The 2173-nt window shown below is 36.6% G+C and carries 3 protein-coding genes and 1 pseudogene; 1 reads left to right on the forward strand and 3 read right to left on the reverse strand.

Annotated elements, in window-relative coordinates:
- Nucleotides 1-279: 279 nt before the first annotated feature.
- Nucleotides 280-1365: a DUF1624 domain-containing protein gene (locus F6K13_RS29825; protein ID WP_205127608.1), complete on the reverse strand. Its 1086-nt coding sequence runs from the start codon at nt 1363-1365 to the stop codon at nt 280-282.
- A gap of 77 nt (nt 1366-1442) precedes the next feature.
- Between F6K13_RS29825 and F6K13_RS29830 the strand changes: the two genes are divergently transcribed.
- On the forward strand, nt 1443-1607 hold the full coding sequence (locus tag F6K13_RS29830; RefSeq protein WP_161564306.1) for a hypothetical protein: 165 nt from the start codon (nt 1443-1445) through the stop codon (nt 1605-1607).
- Here the strand turns inward: F6K13_RS29830 and F6K13_RS29835 are convergent.
- Together F6K13_RS29835 and F6K13_RS35535 are read right to left on the reverse strand one after the other, a co-directional pair.
- Nucleotides 1607-1837 (reverse strand): annotated as a pseudogene (locus F6K13_RS29835) (RNA-dependent DNA polymerase); the annotation flags it as partial. The gene F6K13_RS29830 and the pseudogene F6K13_RS29835 overlap by 1 nt on opposite strands.
- Before the next feature lie 197 nt (nt 1838-2034).
- Nucleotides 2035-2169, reverse strand: a complete 135-nt coding sequence (locus tag F6K13_RS35535; protein ID WP_353735736.1) for a DNA cytosine methyltransferase — start codon at nt 2167-2169, stop codon at nt 2035-2037.
- Nucleotides 2170-2173 lie beyond the last annotated feature (4 nt).

The raw sequence follows: 2173 nt of genomic DNA on the forward strand, positions 1-2173 counted from the left end.
TACTTATAAATCAGGGAGTAGGGAGTAGGGAGTAGGGAGTAGGGAATAGGGAATAGGGAATAGGGAAAATATAGAGATTTGCTCTGCAAGTGACAGGATAGTTTTTTTCATCACTAATTATCCGGACATGATATAACTGGTCTTTATAATTTATAAGTAATTTAACCACCACTTGCCTCGATGCTTTTTCTTATACTTAGCAAACCAGTCACAGATAATGTATAAAAGGAAGGTTATTAACAACCAAATTAGATAAACAATTGGTAAATCATACCCAAATTATTTTGGTTTCCAATTGATGCCTACTTGGGAGAAAGTAAAAGGTTCTATACCATATCTAGACAAGGCAAATAAAATAGCGGTTAGATGAATTAAGTAGATGTGGATAACATAGAAAAATAATGGTTGTTGCCCTAATATAATTAATGGTTTAAAATAACGTATTTTTGTTTTTTCCAAACAATAAAGTAATAATATTGCTAGACCGAGTGTAATTAGTAAATAGAGTAGAGAAGGCGGATATTTATGACAATTGATAAAGGATAGTAAGGTATTAGGAAAGTTAGACTGGATTGACCAAGGATTGGGGTCGCCATAAATATTAGTTGCTCGGATAATGATAAAAGCAGCAATCGTACTTAAACCGATGTTTATTAATAGCTGAAGTCGCCGTTCTTTTTCCATTTCAAACAGTGTTCCGAAAGCATAACCTAATGCCATTACTCCGATCCAAGGAATCAGAGGATAGAGGATAAACAAGCGAAACCCAGAAATTGGTTCAATCATTTTTTGCTCGTGAAGTATTGTCCAAATCCAACCAATATTTCCTAATTGTTCTGCTTGTACGTTATCAAAAAGATTATGTCCGAATATCAGGAAAATTCCAATTGTCGCAATTATTCGAGTAGGAAGATAAATTATTGCTGCTAAGAAAATCATCGACCATCCGATCGCCCACAATACTCCGGCAGCAGAAAAAGTGAAATTCAAGTCAAACCTCCAGCTCAAACGTACTACTGTTAAATCTAGAAATACTAACCACAGTCCTCGGAGCAACAAAAACCGAGAAAGTTGTTGTTTAGTTTTGCCACGTTTGAGAGAGAGATAAGCACTAATTCCTGCTAAAAAAATGAATGTAGGCGCGCAAAGATGAGTCACCCATCGTGTCAAAAACAGAGGAATGTTTGACTGAGTAAGGTCTAAGGGGTTAAAGTCGGCATTGGAAAAAAATCCTCGTACATGGTCTAATGTCATTAGCACCATTACTACTCCACGCAAAAGGTCTATTGATATTATTCGTGGAATGCGGTCTGGAGTTTGATTATTTGCGATTAAGACTCGCTGGTTTATATTAGATTTTTCCATCGGTGAGCGTGATAAATTAGTTGCTATTCAAACAACCAACATTTTTACAATATTTTCCTTTCCACAAGATAACACCATTGGCAACAATTTCAATATTTGAAGTGTATTTTACATCTGAAGAGCGATCGCGAATTATATCATGTCTGGTTGCATCGTTAGTGTATAATCAAGTTGAAGAAAAAAAGAGCGATACGGCGCTCCACCACGCTCCACGAACGCCACTATGCCAAAACGCTTTATAGAACCCATTGGATATGTCAGCATCTAGCACATATTTAGATTTTTTGTTGATGCTGGCATAGATGGCTGCTATGGCATCATGCGTTGGCCACCGGAAAAGACCATAGCTATTAGGTTCAAAACGTCCCTCCCATTCTGCTTCCATACCTAATTTCACCAGGACTTGTAATGCATGATCGTACATTGTTGGAATTCCCAGCGGTCGTTTTTCATCCTTTCCTGGTTTTGGTATCTAGACTCTAAAGATAGATTTTAGGTAAAAAGGGTATAAATCCAGTATTGATAAGGGTTTTAGCCAATTTTATGGATTTGACGTCTTTCCCCTGCCTAGACATTTTTTCGGCTATAAACTAGCCAAAAAAATGTCTACAGCAGTTTTTATTTGAATCGACCACAGTAGGGACGTTCCATGGAACGTCCCTACAAGTATTATTGTTTTGAAAACCAACTAGGAAAACCTTGTAACTTAGCACAGTCTTTTGCAGTTATATACCTATACTTTTTCTTCTGATAAATTTCCTTGATAAATAAAGACTTATACTCCTCTGGAGTTTCCCCATTAATAGAA

This window comes from Okeania sp. SIO2B9 (assembly GCF_010672505.1).
Taxonomy (GTDB): domain Bacteria; phylum Cyanobacteriota; class Cyanobacteriia; order Cyanobacteriales; family Microcoleaceae; genus Okeania; species Okeania hirsuta.

Coding starts and splice junctions, on each gene's coding strand:
- F6K13_RS29825 (WP_205127608.1), bottom strand. CDS start 1,365: ATGGAAAAATCTAATATAAACCAGCGAGTCTTAATCGCAAATAATCAA.